The following is a 225-nucleotide window of genomic DNA, read 5'->3' on the forward strand; positions in this document are numbered from 1 at the left end:
CCCTGCTGGGGGAACGACACGCCGGACAGGATCTGTCCGGTGTGTGGCGTATCCTCGCCCATTCCCGCCCGGTCGGCGTTGCCCCTGCGGGCCGGCGCGGGGTACGATGCGGCCGCCACCTGGGAGGAGGGGGTTCGGGTGAACGCGAAGGTTTCCACCGCATGAATCGAACGGCCTCGCAGGGCGGGCTCCGGGCCCGGCGGCGGGGCCGTTGTTCGTTGGGGA

Annotated in this window: 1 protein-coding gene; it reads right to left on the bottom strand. The window is 72.4% G+C overall.

Annotation, left to right across the window (positions count from 1 at the left end):
• Nucleotides 1-225: hypothetical protein (locus ACYQ8L_RS18845; protein WP_459943341.1), on the bottom strand; the 225-nt coding region annotated here is incomplete at both ends.

The organism is Deferrisoma palaeochoriense, assembly GCF_054656955.1.